Source organism: Flavihumibacter stibioxidans, assembly GCF_014332695.1.
In the GTDB taxonomy this organism is placed as follows: domain Bacteria; phylum Bacteroidota; class Bacteroidia; order Chitinophagales; family Chitinophagaceae; genus Flavihumibacter; species Flavihumibacter stibioxidans.
In genome coordinates, this window is record NZ_MBUA01000023.1 from 434,371 (window position 1) to 449,022 (window position 14,652).

Consider the following 14,652-nt stretch of genomic DNA (forward strand, 5'->3'; position numbering starts at 1 on the left):
ATCTTTTAAAAATTAAATCCTCTCTTACAATCCGTGTTTTGATTACAATAAAGTCGTCGGGCACACATAATCAGTTACCCTGAACTTTCCACTTTCCTTGATCGCCTTGAAACCACCCTGTACATCAATCAGGTTGTCATAACCACGCGCACGCAGGATAGAGTTGAAGATCATGGAACGGTACCCGCCGGCACAATGCACGTAATAAGTTTTGTTTTTATCAATCTTCAGCATGCTTTCATTCACAAAATCCAGTGTTGCATTTTCAGCATCCACCACATGCTCGCTCAGATACTCACTGTGCTTGCGTACGTCCAGGATATTTACTTCCCCATTCGCCGCGCGGCCAGCCAGTTCTTCTGCGGTTACAGATTCAATTTTATCCACTTCCTTACCGGCATTTTCCCAGGCAGCGAATCCACCTTCGAGATAACCAATAGTAAAGTCATATCCAACCCTTGCCAGTCTTGTTACCACTTCCTCTTCCCTGCCAGGTTCGGCAACAAGCAGTAACTGCTGTTTAACATCCGGGATCAGGGCCCCTACCCATGGTGCGAAATTGCCATCGATACCGATATTGATTGAATTGGGAACAAATCCTTTTGCAAATACCTGCGGATCACGGGTATCGAGTATGAGGGCACCGGTTTCATTGGCGGCCACTTCAAAAGCTGCAGGACTCAGCGCGTGTTGTCCGCGCTTCAGCACCTCATCGATACTGTCATATCCCTGCTTGTTCATCATAACATTCAGCGGGAAATATGCGGGAGGCGGCATCAGGCCGGTAGTAACTTCTTTTACAAACTCTGCCTTTGTCATATTGGCGCGGAGCGCATAGTTGGATTCCTTCTGATGACCCAGCGTATCGGTTGTTTCCTTGCTCATATTCTTACCACAGGCACTGCCGGCGCCGTGTGCAGGGTATACGATGAGATCATCAGCCAGCGGCATGATCTTGTTACGCAGTGAATCAAAAAGGGTCTCGGCCAGTTGCTCCTGGGTCATGTGTGCAGCTTTCTGTGCAAGGTCAGGACGACCCACATCACCTATAAAAAGGGTATCACCTGAGAACAAACCAATGTCCCTGCCATTCTCATCTTTCAACAGATAAGAAGTGCTTTCCATGGTGTGACCCGGTGTATGCAATACTTTAAAAGTCAGTTTGCCCACTTTGAATTCCTCCTCATCCTTTGCGATATAGGCATCAAAGCTTGGATTCGCATTAGGACCGTAAACAATAGGGGCACCGGTTTTTTTGGACAGATCCAGGTGGCCGCTTACAAAGTCAGCATGGAAGTGCGTTTCAAATACATACTTGATCTTTGCACCATCCTTGTCTGCCCTTTCAAGATAGGGTTCAACCTCACGAAGGGGGTCAATTACCACAGCTTCGCCTTCACTTTCAATGTAATAGGCTCCTTGTGCCAGACATCCGGTGTATATCTGTTCTATTTTCATATTGCAAGAGTTTTACTGTATTTGTATGTGCAAATTTGAACACTTTTTCAAGCCTGTTCTATGACTTTTGTCACATAAAAAGGGGGGCGAAAACTGAACCGGGCAACATTTCTTCCCTGCGGTTCCGGAGTGGGAACAGTTTTAACAGTTTCTAAGTGACTAGACTGTTCCTGTTTATGACAACTTTATGATTTCTACCGAGTTACGATGCAGTCTTACCTTACCCAGCTGCTCCATCTTTTTTAGCAGCCTGGAAATTACTTCACGGGATGAATTGAGTTCTTCCGCAATTTCCTGGTGACTCAGCTGGATGATATTGGAATGAAGGCTTTCCATATGCTTTTTCAGGTAAAATTCAAGCCGCTCATCCATGGCCCTGAAGGCGATGTGGTCAATTGTAACCAGTAACTCTTCAAACCGGGAACGGTATGTTTCCAGCACAAAGTGGTACCATGACTTGTACTTACTCATCCATTCGTCCATAAAAGTGAGTGGAATGGCGATCACCTCTGTGTCCTTTACCGCCTTGGCCATGATTTCACTGGTTTCCTGCCTGGTGGCACAGATCATACTGAGGGCACAAGCCTGCCCCGGCCGCAGGTAATACATAAAGAATTCGTTACCCTGGTCATCTTCCCTGTAAACCTTGACCAGTCCGTCTATGATGAGCATGGTGCTCCTGAAATACTGGCCGGTACGCATCAGCTGGTCACCGACCCTGAATGTCCGGATCTCGCTATTCTTCATGATCTCATCGACAAGCCCTGCCTCAAAAGTTGGGAAATGCTGCATGATTGTAGCGGTAGACATTGCGTATTTTTTAGTGGGTCTATTAAAATTACAACAAAAGATTCTTTTTACATTTGGCCGGTTGGCACTCAAACATACATACCAGGATCAATTGACCGAAGCCGGCTGCGATGAAGCCGGAAGAGGATGTTACGCAGGACCCGTGTTCGCCGCGGCGGTTATTCTTCCCCGTGAGTTTCACCATCCCCTGCTCAACGACTCCAAACAGGTGAAGGAAAAACAGCGTTATGAGCTGCGAACCTATATTGAATCAAATGCCCTGGCCTGGGCCGTGGCCTCCGTCAGCGAAGCAGAAATTGACCGGATCAATATTTTACAGGCATCCTGGCTGGCCATGCATAAAGCTATAAAGCAGTTATCCATTGGGCCCGGATTGTTACTGATAGACGGCAACAGGTTCAAAGCCTATCCCGGCATCCCGCATCGCTGCGTGGTTAAGGGAGACGCGACCTTTATGTCCATAGCCGCTGCCAGCATCCTTGCCAAAACCTACCGGGATGACCATATGAAGCTGCTGCACGAAAAACACCCCCAATACGACTGGAAACAGAACAAAGGTTACGGAACAGCCGTTCACCGAAATGCCATTGAACGGTTTGGGTTATGCGAATACCACCGTAAAAGTTTCGCCATCAGTCCGGAGAATAGTGCCGGACTATTCTGATTCAATCCTGGATTCAAGATAATGTTTTACTTCCGGCCATTCTTCTTTTAAAACACTGAAATAAACTGAATCCCTGCGCCTGTTGCCTGGCATAAGCATGTGGCTGCGCAAGATGCCTTCCTCGCGGGCGCCGATTTTCCGGAGTGCCGCCCTGGATCTGCTGTTGAGGGCATCGGTCTTGAATTCCACCCGTTCAAAAGCCATCACTTCAAATGCATACTGAAGCATCAGGTACTTGCAATGCAGGTTGATACCTGTGCCCCTGAAATCATTGCCGTACCAGGTCCAGCCAATCTCGATCCTTTTATCATGGAAGGATATATTTCCGAAGCTGGAGCTTCCGGCAACAACTCCGGACTCTCCTGAATCACCGGACCATCCATGATTCGCAGCACCCAGATCTATCACGGTGATGGGAAACCGCAGTTTGCCCTCCTGCTGGACAAGCGCTTCCTTCACCCATGCTTCCAGTTGGCCGGTTTCATCAAGCCGGCGGGTGAACCAGTTCCACATGTTTGGATCACCGGTCAGTTGCCGAAACCCTTCCAGGTCCGACTCCAGCATATTTCTTAACAGGACCCTGCCGGATTTCAGTTGAAAGGAAGGATGAAAAAAATGGTCAAATCCCATGCTATATTGATTCTGTTTCTTCCCACTCGCCCAGGCCTTTTCTCAATACAACCGGTGGTTCCTGGGTACAATCCACGATGGTGGAAGGCACCCAGCCGCCAATACCCCCATCCACTACCAGGTCCACCTGCTTCCTGAAATTGTCGTACATCATTTCGGGATCAGTGTATTCTTCGATCATTTCCCCGGGAAGTGATGCACTCAGGATCGGGTGGCCCAGTTCCTGTATGATGGTACGGGCAATATTGTTATCGGGCACACGAAGACCAATGGTATCTTTTTTACTCTTCAGTATTTTGGGGACTTCCTTGCTGGCCGGTAAAATAAAAGTATAAGGGCCCGGCAGGTGACTTTTAAGCAGCCTGTACAACGGCGTTGAAATACTTTTTGTATACTGGCTCAGGTCACTCAGGTCATAGCAAATAAAAGACAGCTGGGCTTTTTCGGGAACCACCTGTTTGATCCTGCATATCCTTTCTATGGCCTTCGGCTGAAAGATGTCGCAACCTATTCCATAAATTGTATCAGTAGGATAAATGATGATGCCACCCTTTTGCAGGGTTTCAACAATGGTCCTGATCGCCCTTGGCTGCGGATTTTCAGGATGCACGTGTATAAGCATGACCTAAGTTAAGAAGAATAGCATCGCTAATGCCGGAAATGACCTTTCAGCAGAAAAATCAAAAAAACATATAATTATTTTGAATAAATTTTGTCCGGTATTAAAACAGGCTTTAAATTTAACCAGATTTTAAATAAATCGCCAGTTCCGATACCCTTGTAAGCCTGTCTTTCAAACCTATCCCTCAAGCCATATCCAGGTAAAGCCCGTCTGATCGTTGATCCCTTTAGTTTTTTATTGTAATTACCCCATGGAATATTCCGTCTGAACGATGGTACGTATAAATCATTGAAAACCCATATAACCTCTTTCTTTTTGTGGTTTCAGAGGTAAGCACAGGCCGGCGATGTCCATCGCTGGCTTTCTTTTTTCCAATACGTTTAAAAGATCCGGGGAAAGGTTTCAGGAAATGGTCCAGGTTTCGGAACCCCTGAGTAATTTGTCGAGGTCACCCTTACCCCTACGCGAAATAGCGTCATCGATCTGAAGTGCCATCTGCTCTTCATAGCAGGCCCTTTCTGTTTCATAGAAAACACCAAACGGACGGGGTAAATGACCTTCAAGACGGGGGTCATCAAACATCCTTACCAGTATCTGCGCCTTGTAGAAATCGCGCTCGTCATGCACCCAGCAGTCTTCCGCGCTGGCACCTTCATTAAGGTTTACTACCACCGGCTTGAAACCATCCAACTTAATGCCCTTTTCCTTGTTGGCGCCGAATAACAAAGGCTTTCCCTGTTCCAGGAATAGTGCCTGTTCGGGTTTGGTGGACTTTTCCGTGAAGATCTCAAATGCCCCGTCGTTGAAAATATTACAGTTCTGGTAAATCTCCAGGAAGGAAGCTCCCTTGTGTGCATGGCTTCTCACCAGCATTTCCTGCAGGTGTTTGGGATCACGGTCCATACTGCGGGCAATGAAACTGGCATCCGCCCCCATTGCCAGGGCAAGTGGGTTAAAGGGATGGTCAATAGAGCCGAAAGGCGAACTCTTGGTGATCTTTTTTTCCTCCGAAGTGGGGGAATACTGGCCCTTGGTCAGGCCATAAATCTGGTTATTGAACAGTAATATGTTTACGTCGAAATTGCGGCGAAGGATGTGAATGGTATGGTTTCCGCCAATGCTTAATCCGTCGCCGTCACCGGTAACGATCCAGACACTCAGTTCGGGGCGGGTAGCTTTCAATCCGCTGGCAATGGCCGCCGCCCTGCCATGGATGGAATGCATTCCATAGGTATTCATGTAGTAAGGAAAACGACTGCTGCAGCCGATCCCCGAGATAATCACGATATTCTCCCTGGGAATACCAAGTCCGGGCATCACTTTCTGTACCTGGGCCAGAATGGAATAATCACCGCAACCGGGGCACCAGCGTACTTCCTGGTCGGTTGCAAAATCCTTTGCTGTCAATGCGGGGGTGGGTATTGCAGTAGTATTCATAACGTGAATATAAGCAAAGATAATGCGTCTGACATATGTCAGACGCATACCAAACCAAAACTAACTGACTGTCCCGGGCCTGAGACGCCAAACCCTAATAACAGTTAGGCAAAACTGGCAAATTAGGGTTGCATACGAACACACAACCGATTGCACATTTTTCTTTGAACCGCCATCAGGGCAGTTTTTGGGTCAGGTACATATAAGGCGTATGTGCGTGGTGGATAAAAATCCGTGAACCGCCCTCCGGGTACCTGCGGTAATACTCCTCATCGGCAGCCAGCACAATGGTTGTTCCCGTCCTGACATAGTGATTGCTTTTGTAATAAGCGGGCGGTATAAATTCCGGAATATATTTCTGAACAATTCCCGAGGTCATGGTTCCCAGGTACTTCCGGTAATTCCGCTGCGCCCTGAAAACAGGTTTGCTCAGGCGGTTGTAAACATGCTTCAAAGCCAGGTTCCTGGGAAATTTTTGTTTTTTGATCTGCGATTTTGCCTGGATAAACGGATTGGTTGAATTGAAATCATGCAATGTTTGAATAGACATGGGAACCTCCGGAACCCAATCGGCACTGTTTACCACATTGAAAGCCCATCCCCCCATCGTCATTGCTTCATATTCATAGGCAAAATACAGGTTTCCGGGCTTGGGTCCTGCACTGCAATAGGTTTTGAAACGCATATCCGCCGGCAACACCTTTTTCCTTTGTAACTCATATAAATGTGCCGTCAGCAGATACGCAATGGCGCCACCCTGGCTATGCCCCATGACCAGGAAATCTTTGGTGCCGCTGCGATAGGAAGAGTCAATCTTAGGCAACATATCATTTACCAGGAAGGCTGTACTGATCAACCAACCCACATGAACAGCCGCTTTTGGATCTTTCGCCAGCTCATAATTAAACTTGTACTCATTGGTAATCCGGATACTTCCTTTTGCAGGCACCATCGCCGCATACAGATTGGCCAGCCAGCTTTCGCCATTTTGCGTGGTACCCCTGATACTGATAACAGTCCTTCCCCGGTGATTGGTCCACAGGTCCCACATATTGTCCAGGCCGACAACCGCCGATTGATAAACCATCAAATACTGCTGCGGTTCTGGCAGGGTATCGTAGTAATTTTTGTTGGCAGTACTGCGCGCCGATATTTTTAGCAACTCAAGATATTCGGCCTTATCAAAACCTGCCGACAAAGGCTGGGCCAGGCAATTCATCGCGATAACCGACAAAAAAACAATCGGAAAAAAAAGTTTTCCACTCATAATTCAGGTAAATTTTTGGAAGATCCTATTAATTATTTTCAATATACATAATGATTCCGGCATGACGGCAGTATCGTTACGCAACGAAATTCTTTTGATTTTTATAGCGTATTTTAGCGCTGGCGACCAAATATGATCAGCAAAAAATTACCAACCATAAAGGAGATTGCGAAACAGTTGGGCATTTCCGTTTCAACTGTTTCCAGGGCACTGCATGACCATCCCAGCATCGGATTGCGAACCAAGACCAGGGTGCGGCAACTTGCAGAGGAACTGGGGTATGAGCCCAATCAAACCGCCATCTTTTTCAAACAGCGCAAGACTTTTACCATTGGGGTGATCTTACCTTACCTGATCGAGGATTTTTTTGCCGGTGCTATCAGCGGAATAGAAAAAGTTGCCAACGACCACAAATACAATGTGCTCATCGGACAATCGAACGATGATGTGGAAAGGGAGAAAGCCATCATCACTGCCATGAAGAATCAACGGGTGGACGGCATCATTGTTTCCCTGTCAAAACATACCAAAAATCTCGACCATTTCAGGGCGCTGGAAAAATACCAGATACCAATTGTTTTCTTTGACCGGGTTCCTGCCTCCAATGACTTCAATAAAGTGGCATTCGATATGCCTCATGGCACCCACCAGGCTATTACTTACCTGATGGGAAAAGGACACCGCCGTATCGGCATTATTAACGGCCCGAAGGAAATGAAATCTTCCAAGGAACGCACCGATACATATATGGAAGTGATGCAGAAAAAAAGGCTGAAGATAGACCTCTCACTGGTTGCATACTGTGACCTGACCAAGGAAGGGACCGCTGAAGCCATGGAAACCCTGATCACCCTGAAACAGCCTCCCACAGCCATTCTCGCCATAAACGACTATGTTGCTTTGGATGCGATACAATACTGCAAGTCCAAAAAACTGAAAAACAACAAGGATATTTTCTTTGTCAGCTACGCCAACCTGCCGATCACCAATTACCTGGAAAGTCCCCCCATGGCTTCCATTGAGCAGTTTCCGGAGAAACAGGGAACTGCCGCCGCGGAGATCCTGATGGACCTGATCAACAGCGATAAGGAAAACCAGCCCGCCCCCCGGAATATCTTGATCCAGGGTGAGCTCGTTGAACACAAAAGATGAGTCCCTTTTTGACAACCGTTGTCTCTATCCCAAAAAATTATTGCCGGCTTAGTTCAACTCCAGCTCAATCACCTGCACAGGACCTTCATAAACAATTTTGTCTGTACTGATAATCAACCCCTCGGCCTGTTGCTTAAATTTTACCGGCGTGGCGGTTCCGAAAACCTTTGCCGTCTTAACCTTTGCTTTATATCCGGGGAATAAAATCATATTCCCGTAAGGTGCCCTGAAAAGGTGAACAAATATTCGTTTGTCCTTCTGCGTTGTAACACCCCATTCCTGCGGTTGAACAGGGCCACCACGGGTTCCGTAAATCGTTTCGCCGTATTTCTCCAGCCATCTTCCCGCTGCAGCCAGGGTATCGGTGAACTCGGACTGGATCAGTCCGGTCGGCATAGGGCCAACATTGAGCAGCAGGTTGGCATTGCGTCCTGCTGCACCCACCAGTAACCGGATCACCTGGTCCACTGTCTTGTACCTCCGGTCGGTGATATTATAGCCCCATGCGCCATTAATGGTTTCGCAGGTTTCAAGAGGCACTTCATCAGAAGCTTTCTGGTAACTCAGCCCCGATTTATTTTCACCCGGCAGATCCCGCTCAAACATCTGGAAATCCTCGCCCGGAATCGGATCCAGGTGGTGATTGTTTCCTATCATACATTGGGGCTGCAGCTTATGTATGAGACCATATATCTCATCATAACGCCAATCTATACGCGAAGCTCTGTCACCATGACCTTCCGGATTGGTCTGGTCCCAGTGACCGTCAAACCAGATCGACATGATCTCACCATAATCGGTCAGCAGTTCCGTCAACTGGTTCTTCATGAATTGCAGGTAGGAGTCGTAATTACCCTTGCCTTTGCGCCCCGTACCTTTTCCGGTTCTGCCGGTTTCATGGGGGTAATCTTCCCTGTACCAGTCGAGCGTGGAATAGTAAAGGCCCAGTTTCATGTCCTGTTTTTTGCACTCTTCCGCCAGCATCTTCAGCACATCCCTGCCGTAAGGTGTGTTGGTTATTTTCCAGTCCGAATATTTGGTATCCCAGTTGGAAAAACCATCGTGGTGCCGGGTGATGAAAACAATGTATTTCATCCCGGCATTCTTTGCCGTGCGAACCCATTGGGCCGCATCAAAATCAGCGGGATTAAAAGCATGCAGCAGGCGACTGTAGTCTTCCACTTTAATATTCCGGTTGTTCATCACCCACTCGCCATCACCCAGCATGCTGGATAATCCCCAGTGAATGAACATGCCATATTTATTATCCTGGAACTGCTGCCTGGAAGCAATATTTTCTTTTGAGGGAAGATAGCCCTGCCCCTGCATCACCGAAACGGAAACGATCATTACGAGGATGGTCAGCGTAAGTTTTCTCATACCTGAAATTACTGCAATATCTTCCCCCGGCAGCAAGGCCGACTTACTTGTTTTTATCCTATCCTTCCGATTCTTTCACCAATTCTTCCCAATATTCCGCTGCCCGTCTCGTATGCGGAATAACAATAGTGCCCCCCACGATATTGGCAACGGCGAAGATCTCATACAATTCCTCCGTGGTGATGCCCAGTTCATGGCATTTTCCCACATGGTATTTAATGCAGTCATCACAGCGCAATACCATACTGGCAACCAATCCCAGCATCTCTTTGGTCTTTTTGTCCAGGGCGCCTTCCTCATAGGTATTGGTATCCAGGTTCCACAACCTTTTCATCACCAGGTTGTTCTTGCTGAGGATAACCTCGTTCATTTTTTCGCGGTATTCGTTGAATTCTTTTACTAACTGGCCCATTGATAATTTTTTATTCCTGCAAATCTACATATCCGCATCAAGCGGTTTCGTATTTTAGATAAAAGCGCTCTGTATGAAATCCCTTTTCTTCCCACTATTGTTTTGCACGCTCCTGGCCCAGGGGCAGTCACCGGTTAAAAACGGGCAAACACCGGTATTGCTGACCGATATGCTTCGGATCAGACAACCGGGCGGATTGCAGTTGTCGCCTGATGGCACCAAAGCTTATTTCACCCTTACCTCCATTGAGGCAGAGGCAGATAAAACATGGGAATACCAATACCGGACACAGATCTGGACTGTCAGTACAGATGGGCAATCCGCCCCGCGCCAGCTGACTTCTTCAAAAGAGGGAGCTTCCCAGCTGGCTGTCAGTCCCGACGGGCAGCAGATCGTTTTTGTGCGCAACACCGACGGAAAGCCACAGCTCTACCTATTACCGCTTGCCGGTGGGGAAGCCATCCAGCTAACCCGGTCACGGTATGGTGCGGCTTCGCCGAAATGGAGCCCTGATGGCAGGCAACTGGCATTTGTTTCCTCCATCCCCCTGACAGAACTGGCCAATGATACAGCCCTGAACCCCGACAAGCAGGTACCCGAATGGTCCATCGAAAAACCCGGGTTCGGCAGCAACGCATTTATCCTGAAGAACAACCAGAAAGCGGATCCGGACGGTTCATTGGATGAAGTAAGGGCGTGGCTGAGTAAAAACGAACAGGATAAAAAAGCCAAAGTGATTACCAGGCTTCAGTTCCAGGGCGAGTCCGCCACCAACGGGGAACTGGCCAGGTCACATGTATTTATCATCAGTGCGCAAGGCGGCGCCATCGCAAGGCAGGTAACCAAAGGATTCCAGTCTTACAGCAACCCCCAGTTTCTTTCTGCCGGCCAGTTGCTGGTGGAAGGAGAGATGACCGACAACACTCATCCCGACCGCAACCTTAGTTCCGCCCTTTACAGGGTCAATACTGATGGCAGCGGTTTTAAGTTGCTGTTGGGTAAAAAGGATTACCGCTATTTCGGCGCAACTGTTTCACCTTCTGGTAAGTGGATCGCCTTGCAGCATTCCGCCACCGGGTTTGTAACTGTGCCTGCACTTGCCATCATGCCCGCGGGAGGCAGCGAAAAAGACCTGACGGATATCCCCTTTGACCGTAATAAAGGGGGGCTCACCTGGAAAGGGGATGATATGTTGTACGCCATCACACAGAGCAATGGCGGCGCCATATTGCTGCAATATGACCTGAAAACAAAAAAGCAGCAGGTCCTAGGAAGCACGGACGAAGGAATCAGTTCCATTGATATTGCTGCTAACAGGCTCGTATATGTGAAAACAATGGTGAGCAATCCATTTGAGGTTTATACCGCTGACCTATATGCGAAAAATGAAAAAACACTCACCGGATTCAACCGTGAATGGCTGGCCGCCAAATCCTTATCCCTCCCCACCAAACATAGTTTCATTAATGAAAAGGGGATGACTATTGAATACTGGGTGATGAAACCGGCCAATTATACCCCCGGGAAAAAATTCCCCCTGCTGCTGCAGATCCATGGCGGACCGTCAGCTATGTGGGGGCCTGGTGAAAGCTCCATGTGGCATGAATTTCAGTACTGGAGCAGCAAGGGCTACGGGGTGGTGTACAGCAACCCCCGCGGTTCCGGCGGGTATGGATATGATTTCCTGCGCGCCAACGTAAACGATTGGGGAAAGGGGCCCATGCAGGATGTGCTGACCGCGCTCGATAAAACAGTGGCCGAAGGCTGGGGCGATACCAGCCGGCTTTTTGTAACAGGCGGGTCCTATGCAGGTTACCTGGTCGGATATATCCTGGGGCATGACAAGCGCTTCAGGGCCGCATGCAGCCAGCGCGGGGTGTACGACCTGCGCACCTTCTTTGGCGAAGGCAATGCCTGGCGGCTCGTGCCCAATTATTTCGGCGGTTATCCCTGGGAAAGCAGGGTGCTGGAAACCCTGGAAAGGGAATCGCCCATCAATTATGTGGAAAATATCACCACCCCTTATATCATATTCCATGGGGAGAACGACCTGCGGACCGGGGTCATCCAAAGCGAGCAGATTTATAAAAGCCTGAAGGTCCTGGGCCGGCCGGTGGAATATGTGCGGCACCCCGGCGCCACCCACGAGATCACCCGCAGCGGCAACAACCGCCAGCGGATGGACCAGATGCTCCGCACCTGGGAATTTTTCGAGCGATTCCGCTGAACAGTGTTCACCCGTCGGGTGGCACCCGACGGGTGAACACTGTTCAGCGGAGTTCTGCCACTGATTTTAAAAAAAATGAAGGAAATTCGACCCTCATTCTGAAGTATTGATATGAAGCCAGCCTGTTTTCTGAAACCGATCCTGTCCGTTTTATTACTACTGCCTGCCCTGCTGATGAAAGCGCAGGTCATAGATTCCGTGCTCCTCAAACTGGAATCGCAGTACCCACAGGAAAAAATCCACCTGCAATTCGACAAAGGCGCTTACAATCCCGGTGAAACCATCTGGCTGAAAGCTTACCTCATGTCGGGGCACCTTTTATCCGGCATCAGTAAAAATGTTTACACCGAACTGGTCAATGGAAACGGACAGGTGCTACAGAAAAAAGTTAGCCCGGTTCTGATGTCCGGAGCCGCTGCGGCCTTCGACCTTCCGGCAGACCTGAAGGACTCGGTTGTTTTTGTGCGCGCCTATACCAGGTGGATGCTCAACTTCGACACCGCTTTTCTCTATGTTAAGGCCATACCCATTTTATCGGCCACCCCGGCGCAGCCTGCAACCGCAAAGCAGGTGTCATCGCCTCAGTATTTCCTGGAACTTTTTCCGGAAGGCGGTGACCTGGTTCAGGATGTCCCTTCCAGGATTGCCTTCAAGGCCACCGATAAAAGGGGATGGCCTGTCGCGTTTTCAGGCGATCTCCTGACTGGCAAAGGAGCCAAAATAGAAAGCTTCAGCAGCACACATAACGGAATGGGATTTTTCAACCTCACCCCGAAAGCAGGTGAAACCTATAAAATCACCTGGAAGGACCCTTCCGGGAAACAGCAGCAGGTAATGGTTCCCGCCGCCAGGCCCAATGGCATTGTGCTGGAATTAAACCACACAAGCGGGGGCATTCAGTTTAACATCAAAAGGAAGGATGGTGTTCCTTCACCGCTGCCTGTTGTACAGGTGATAGCCCAAACCCAGCAGCAACTGATTTATCGGGCAAAGGTCAATCTCACCAAATCAGCTCTCGTAACCGCCGTCATCCCTACAGAAGGAGTGCCCGCGGGAATTGTGCAGGTCACCATTTTCTCGGAAGACAACAAACCCCTGGCTGAACGCATCATTTTTCTGAATAACCAGGATTACTATTTCATTACGGATCTGAATGTACCGCTGAAAGGGCTCGACAAACGCGACCGCAATGTGATACAGGTAGATGTTCCCGATACCATCCCCTGCAACCTATCCATGTCCATTACTGATGCGGACATCAATCCGGCACAGCCGGGAGAAAACGATATCTACTCGCAAATACTCCTGGCCAGTGATATCAAGGGATATGTGCATAACCCGGGTTACTACTTTTCGAGTGAAGCCGATACCGTAGCGCAGCACCTCGACCTGGTGATGATGACTAACGGATGGAGGCGATTCAGATGGGAAGATGCCATTGCGGGTAAGTTTCCGGTAATCAAACACCTGCCGGAGGATTACCTGACAATGGAAGGCAGTGTCACCGGCCTGACAAAGAGCGAACTGGTGAACCAGGAAATAACCGGCATCATCAACCTGAAAAACGGAAGCCAGCAGTTCCTGACCATCCCGGTTCAGCAGGATGGGAAATTTTATGTACCCGGTATGATCTTTTATGATACCGCCAAACTCTACTACCAGTTCAGCAATGACAAAAATAAATTACTCACCACCAAGGCGCTGATTGATGTAAAAAACAACCTGCTGGTGAAGGGCCCCGCATTTTCAGTATCACCGAAGTGGACGCCTTCCTTTAACCCGCTGGATCCGTTAGCGCAGAAGAAGAACCAGCTGATGGTGGAAAAAAACAGGGCTTTACTGGATGAACAGCGAAAGGTCCAGACCCTTGCCGGTGTGACGGTTGTGGCCAAACAAAAGTCGAAGGCAGAAAAAATGGATGAGCAATATGCATCCGGATTTTTCAAGGGGCAGGAAGGCTATACTTTTATCACGGAAGACGACCCGTTTGCCAATGGTTCGATGTCAATCCTGAACTACCTGCAGGGCAAGGTGCCGGGGCTGCAGATCACTGGGGCCGGTACCCAGATGAGTTTATCCTGGCGGGGAGGTACACCTGTACTGTATGTGAATGAGATGCAGGGGGATGTCAACATGATTCAAAATACCCCCATGACCGATGTGGCCATGATCAAGGTATTCAGGCCCCCGTTCTTTGGTGCGCCCGGAGGCGGCAGTGGCGGTGCCATTGCCGTTTACACCAAAAAGGGTGCAGCCCTGAACGATAATGTGAAGGGCCTGGATTTCGCATCCATCCCCGGTTATGTTCCGGAAAAACAATTCTATTCGCCCGATTACATGAAGTATGAAACAGAGCACAAGCAGACGGACAACCGCACCACCCTGTACTGGAACCCTTTCATTATAACTGATAAAAACACCCGCCGGATTTTGTACACCGTGTACAATAATGATATCAGCAAGAGGCTCCGGATCGTTATCGAAGGGGTTAACGCTGATGGAAAACTGACCCGTATCGAAAAGATCATTGAATAAGTTCTTATTTCACCCATCGGGTTGCATTTCACCCGTCGGGTGGCACCCGACGGGTGAA

12 protein-coding genes are annotated in these 14,652 nt (G+C 48.8%); 4 read left to right on the forward strand and 8 right to left on the reverse strand.

The features are described 5' to 3' along the window. Window positions 1-42: 42 nt before the first annotated feature. Window positions 43-1,458 (reverse strand): MBL fold metallo-hydrolase, encoded by a 1,416-nt coding sequence (locus tag BC349_RS13270; RefSeq protein ID WP_187257251.1) that lies wholly within the window; start codon window positions 1,456-1,458, stop codon window positions 43-45. Window positions 1,459-1,632: 174 nt separating this feature from the next. Continuing rightward, on the reverse strand, window positions 1,633-2,268 hold the full coding sequence (locus BC349_RS13275; protein WP_187257252.1) for a Crp/Fnr family transcriptional regulator: 636 nt from the start codon (window positions 2,266-2,268) through the stop codon (window positions 1,633-1,635). Window positions 2,269-2,329: 61 nt separating this feature from the next. On the opposite strand from BC349_RS13275, the gene BC349_RS13280 reads away from it, so the two are divergent. After that, the gene (locus tag BC349_RS13280; RefSeq protein WP_246456934.1) at window positions 2,330-2,932 is read left to right on the forward strand and encodes a ribonuclease HII; all 603 of its coding nucleotides are present in this window, start codon (window positions 2,330-2,332) and stop codon (window positions 2,930-2,932) included. Here BC349_RS13280 and BC349_RS13285 read toward each other — a convergent pair. The 4 genes from BC349_RS13285 to BC349_RS13300 form a co-directional block, all read right to left on the reverse strand. After that, window positions 2,924-3,562 (reverse strand): GNAT family N-acetyltransferase, encoded by a 639-nt coding sequence (locus BC349_RS13285; RefSeq protein WP_187257254.1) that lies wholly within the window; start codon window positions 3,560-3,562, stop codon window positions 2,924-2,926. The genes BC349_RS13280 and BC349_RS13285 overlap by 9 nt on opposite strands. Before the next feature lies 1 nt (window position 3,563). Beyond that, window positions 3,564-4,184: an L-threonylcarbamoyladenylate synthase gene (locus BC349_RS13290; protein ID WP_187257255.1), complete on the reverse strand. Its 621-nt coding sequence runs from the start codon at window positions 4,182-4,184 to the stop codon at window positions 3,564-3,566. A gap of 402 nt (window positions 4,185-4,586) precedes the next feature. Then, complete coding sequence (locus BC349_RS13295) at window positions 4,587-5,621, reverse strand: 2-oxoacid:ferredoxin oxidoreductase subunit beta (protein ID WP_187257256.1); 1,035 nt, start codon at window positions 5,619-5,621, stop codon at window positions 4,587-4,589. Window positions 5,622-5,796: 175 nt separating this feature from the next. Continuing rightward, entirely contained in the window at window positions 5,797-6,888 is a 1,092-nt protein-coding gene (locus tag BC349_RS13300) for a lipase family protein (protein ID WP_187257257.1), read from the reverse strand. Window positions 6,889-7,020: 132 nt separating this feature from the next. On the opposite strand from BC349_RS13300, the gene BC349_RS13305 reads away from it, so the two are divergent. Continuing rightward, a complete protein-coding gene (locus tag BC349_RS13305) occupies window positions 7,021-8,040 on the forward strand; it encodes a LacI family DNA-binding transcriptional regulator (protein WP_222840174.1) in 1,020 nt (339 codons plus the stop codon). Window positions 8,041-8,088: 48 nt separating this feature from the next. On the opposite strand, the gene BC349_RS13310 is transcribed toward BC349_RS13305, so the two are convergent. Both BC349_RS13310 and BC349_RS13315 read right to left on the reverse strand, forming a co-directional pair. After that, on the reverse strand, window positions 8,089-9,420 hold the full coding sequence (locus BC349_RS13310) for an alpha-L-fucosidase (protein ID WP_187257258.1): 1,332 nt from the start codon (window positions 9,418-9,420) through the stop codon (window positions 8,089-8,091). Window positions 9,421-9,478: 58 nt separating this feature from the next. Beyond that, on the reverse strand, window positions 9,479-9,832 hold the full coding sequence (locus tag BC349_RS13315; RefSeq protein WP_187257259.1) for a carboxymuconolactone decarboxylase family protein: 354 nt from the start codon (window positions 9,830-9,832) through the stop codon (window positions 9,479-9,481). A gap of 73 nt (window positions 9,833-9,905) precedes the next feature. On the opposite strand from BC349_RS13315, the gene BC349_RS13320 reads away from it, so the two are divergent. After that, on the forward strand, window positions 9,906-12,059 hold the full coding sequence (locus BC349_RS13320) for a S9 family peptidase (RefSeq protein ID WP_187257260.1): 2,154 nt from the start codon (window positions 9,906-9,908) through the stop codon (window positions 12,057-12,059). A 111-nt stretch (window positions 12,060-12,170) separates the two neighbouring features. Then, entirely contained in the window at window positions 12,171-14,594 is a 2,424-nt protein-coding gene (locus tag BC349_RS13325) for a hypothetical protein (RefSeq protein ID WP_187257261.1), read from the forward strand. Window positions 14,595-14,652: the final 58 nt, after the last annotated feature.

Coding starts and splice junctions, on each gene's coding strand:
- BC349_RS13275 (WP_187257252.1), bottom strand. CDS start 2,268: ATGTCTACCGCTACAATCATGCAGCATTTCCCAACTTTTGAGGCAGGG.
- BC349_RS13300 (WP_187257257.1), bottom strand. CDS start 6,888: ATGAGTGGAAAACTTTTTTTTCCGATTGTTTTTTTGTCGGTTATCGCG.
- BC349_RS13310 (WP_187257258.1), bottom strand. CDS start 9,420: ATGAGAAAACTTACGCTGACCATCCTCGTAATGATCGTTTCCGTTTCG.
- BC349_RS13325 (WP_187257261.1), top strand. CDS start 12,171: ATGAAGCCAGCCTGTTTTCTGAAACCGATCCTGTCCGTTTTATTACTA.
- BC349_RS13285 (WP_187257254.1), bottom strand. CDS start 3,562: ATGGGATTTGACCATTTTTTTCATCCTTCCTTTCAACTGAAATCCGGC.
- BC349_RS13305 (WP_222840174.1), top strand. CDS start 7,021: ATGATCAGCAAAAAATTACCAACCATAAAGGAGATTGCGAAACAGTTG.
- BC349_RS13290 (WP_187257255.1), bottom strand. CDS start 4,184: ATGCTTATACACGTGCATCCTGAAAATCCGCAGCCAAGGGCGATCAGG.
- BC349_RS13315 (WP_187257259.1), bottom strand. CDS start 9,832: ATGGGCCAGTTAGTAAAAGAATTCAACGAATACCGCGAAAAAATGAAC.
- BC349_RS13320 (WP_187257260.1), top strand. CDS start 9,906: ATGAAATCCCTTTTCTTCCCACTATTGTTTTGCACGCTCCTGGCCCAG.
- BC349_RS13295 (WP_187257256.1), bottom strand. CDS start 5,621: ATGAATACTACTGCAATACCCACCCCCGCATTGACAGCAAAGGATTTT.
- BC349_RS13270 (WP_187257251.1), bottom strand. CDS start 1,458: ATGAAAATAGAACAGATATACACCGGATGTCTGGCACAAGGAGCCTAT.